Genomic DNA, 3,525 nt, shown 5'->3' on the forward strand with positions numbered 1-3,525 from the left:
AGGTAATTGTTCCCTCCTTTACATTCATTGCAACTGCAAATGCTCCGCTTTTCGTCGGGGCAAAGCCGGTATTTGCGGATATTGAAGAGAGTACTCTGGGCCTCAGCCCCAACAGTGTCCTTGAGCAGATTACGAAAAAGACAAAGGCGATCATCCCGGTGCACTATGGCGGGTGCCCCTGTCAGATCAGGGAGCTGCGGGAGATTGCAGATGACCACAACCTGGTGTTCATTGAGGACGCAGCAGAGGCATTTGGCGCGTCTATAGAGAGGAAAATGGTCGGAACCTTTGGTGATTCAGCGATGCTCAGCTTCTGCCAGAATAAGGTGATTACAACCGGCGAGGGAGGGGCTCTTGTCACAGATGATCGGGATCTCTATGAGCAGGCAAAACTGATCCGATCTCATGGACGGCTGGAGACCGCAGATTATTTCAGCTCATACCAAAGCATGGACTATGTCACGCTTGGATATAACTTCAGGCTCTCGAATCTCACTGCTGCTCTGGGCCTTGCGCAATTACGAAAGGTAGATGCAATCATCTCCATGCGAAAAGATATTGCAGGATTGTATACAACACTTCTTCAGGAAAAAGTGCCTGAGATCTCGGTTATGAGTCTTCCGGATGGATATACACATGTGCATCAGTTATTCTCAGTGCGTGCATCTGATCGGGAGGGTCTCATGAAATATCTGGCAGATCAGGGGATCATGAGCAAGATCTATTTTGATCCAGTGCATCTGACACACCATTATCGGTCACTGCCCGGATATGAGATCTCGCTCCCAGTTACAGAGAGGGTGGCTGGAGATATTCTGAGCCTGCCGATCTACCCAGGAATGCCGGATAATGATATAAAACAAGTGGTTCAAGTAATTATAGAATATTATGAGGTGGAGTGAATGGATTTGGGTACTTTTTACAAAGGTAAATCAATACTTGTTACTGGGGGTGTCGGGTCAATCGGGAGTTATTTAGTCAGAGAACTGCTCAAATATGATCCCTTAAGGATTCGGGTTTTTGATAATAATGAAACCGGACTCTATGACCTTGATCAAAGTATTCGATCTGATAAACTACGATTACTTGTGGGTGATATACGAGATAAAGAAAGATTATCTGTTGCAATGGAAGGAGTTCATATTGTCTTTCATGCAGCCGCTCTCAAGCATGTGCCTCTCTGTGAATTCAATCCGTATGATGCGGTGAAGACAAATGTCATTGGGACCCAGAATGTACTTGACGCTGCCTATGATCAGGGCGTTAAAAAGGTCATCGTCATCAGCACAGATAAGGCAGTAAATCCTTCAAATGTGATGGGTGCGACAAAACTCCTTGCAGAGCGGCTCACTATCTCAGCTAACCTGTTTCGTGGCCATAAGCGATCGGCTTTCTCTTGTGTCCGTTTTGGTAATGTCCTTAATTCACGGGGTTCAGTCATACCGCTCTTTACACAGCAGATTCAAAAGGGAGGTCCAATAACCGTCACTCATCCGGAGATGAGACGTTTCTTCATGGATATTCCTTCTGCCACAGAATTGATCCTCAAAGCAGGAATGCTTTCTACTGGTAATGAAATTTTCATCTTGAAGATGCCTGCAGCCAGTATTATGGATCTTGCAGAGGTGATGCGTGATCTCCTTGCTCCACAGTATGGTTTTAAGCCGGAGGATATTGCAATTGAGATCATTGGTACGAGGGTGGGTGAGAAGATTGATGAAGAACTCCTGATACTTGAGGAAACAAGTTGTGCGTATGAAAATGATGATATGATTCTGGTGGTCCCCAAACAACAACTGTATTCAGAGAGCTATGTTCCTCATGAACATGTACCTGAGGGGTTTCATCTTGTGACAATTGATTCATACTCTTCAAAGGATGCGCAGTTGTTGACGAGGGAGGGTATCACCAGTATTCTTAATAACCTGAATAGCGGAATTTTATACATTACTCCTTCTGCACTCTCTCGCTGACAAGGATATTCTTCAAACTAAGTACTACAAGTTGTTCAGCCATATCCTCCTCATATTCATCCTATATTCCCGCCTACTCATAACGAGGCTGGCGGTTCCACCCCCAGATCATGATACAGCTTCATCTGTTTTTCCACCATCTCTCCCACCCTGAGCGTTCTCCCTGGCTGTTCAAAACACTCAATAACATCCAGCCGATTGTCGGCAGCAAAACATGATATCCGACATTCGTCAGTAAATTTTTCATACATAATATTTTTCCACCCCCGGCCCGAAAAGCCGTGTTATATCCTGTAATTCATCCATATAACCTAAGTTTGCCACTTTGGGTTCAGCCACCCAGTGACAGCATCCACTACCGTGATCTATTTTCTCCAGAATTTCATCAGGATACCGTATTTGACAGTTGAAGATTCTCCCCTCAAAATTTCATGGAACTCCCCAATTATGCCGTAAAACCATCGTGTTAATAGCATCAAAATTGGAGTGGATGAACCTTTTTGTCTTCCTCATCCACGAATCAACCGTAACTGTCAAATTCAATAGCGCTGTTTTGATGAATTTCGTTGACGTATGCTTCATCTCCGGGATCTCAAATCGGATCAGAGAGATAAATAATTGTGCAATAAACCCAATGATTAATGCACCGTAAATGCTGTTATCGGTCCATACGCGCAATGGTTTGATCTCGATCTCGTTCTTGAGTGAGTTGAATATCTTCTCAATCGAGTCCTTTTTTCGATACGTCAGAAGGGCTTCGATAAGTGTCAAATTCTTACTCGATTTCAGGCAGAAGAATCCCTCTCTGCCAGTGATGAACTTCTCTTCAAGAAGCCTGACAGCATCATCTTCTGAGAGTTCAATCAGCTTTGTCTGGATAGAATAGTCCACATCAACAAGAAGATTGTTTATCCGGAATCGTTTTGGAAGAGCCTTATTCTTGTCAATGCTCTCCTGAATGACCTTTGCTTCTTTTATCTCTCGGACGACTTTTCTGGCTCTGGATTCCAGCTGCTCTTTCTGCAGATTTTCTGAGAAATAAAGATAATTGATACTGTTCGGCTTCTCGATTTTAATTCCACGAATCCCTGATTCCTCATCAATAACCTGAGGGTTATAGGTTTCAAACTCAGCGATTATCTTGTCATCGCTCTTGTTGAGCTTCTTTCCGGTGATGTACTGGAGATTATCTGCCCGGATCATCTGGGTATTTGCGACACTGTTCGCTCCTTTATCAAATATCACCAGAGAGCCCTCTCTGAGCCGATTCCTTGACTGGCGATAGGTCTTCTTGAAGTGGGTCTGATCGTTGAGATTGCCAGGTTCGATTGTCATTCCAATCGGGATATTGATCGGGTCGGAAAGTTCTGTGACGCCGACAGTGATCTGCTTTTTATCTGGCCGGTGATCCCGGCTGTATCCATACTTTCCAAGCCGGGCTTCTGTGCCATGAAGGACTATGCTGGTCCAGTCCATGTTGATGTTGGTATGCTCAAAATCGTATCTTTCAAACAAGACATCCTGGATGTCAGAGATGATTTCATCCCGGTTG

Annotated in this window: 3 protein-coding genes; 2 read left to right on the forward strand and 1 reads right to left on the reverse strand. The window is 44.5% G+C overall.

The genetic code is table 11. From position 1 onward, the window contains the following. Both Q7V06_RS00695 and Q7V06_RS00700 read left to right on the forward strand, forming a co-directional pair. Positions 1–902, forward strand: a 902-nt coding sequence (locus Q7V06_RS00695; RefSeq protein ID WP_304836576.1) for a DegT/DnrJ/EryC1/StrS aminotransferase family protein, incomplete at its 5' end; no start/stop codon positions are given. Next, positions 903–1,973 (forward strand): UDP-N-acetylglucosamine 4,6-dehydratase family protein, encoded by a 1,071-nt coding sequence (locus Q7V06_RS00700; RefSeq protein ID WP_304836579.1) that lies wholly within the window; start codon positions 903–905, stop codon positions 1,971–1,973. Between the two features lie 429 nt (positions 1,974–2,402). Here the strand turns inward: Q7V06_RS00700 and Q7V06_RS00705 are convergent. Further along, positions 2,403–3,525, reverse strand: a 1,123-nt coding sequence (locus Q7V06_RS00705; protein WP_304836582.1) for a transposase, incomplete at its 5' end; no start/stop codon positions are given.

The organism is Methanocalculus sp. (assembly GCF_030651615.1).
In the GTDB taxonomy this organism is placed as follows: domain Archaea; phylum Halobacteriota; class Methanomicrobia; order Methanomicrobiales; family Methanocorpusculaceae; genus Methanocalculus.

Excerpts from the sequence above, each read along its gene's own strand:
- Q7V06_RS00700 (WP_304836579.1), top strand. The coding sequence starts at position 903 with ATGGATTTGGGTACTTTTTACAAAGGTAAATCAATACTTGTTACTGGG.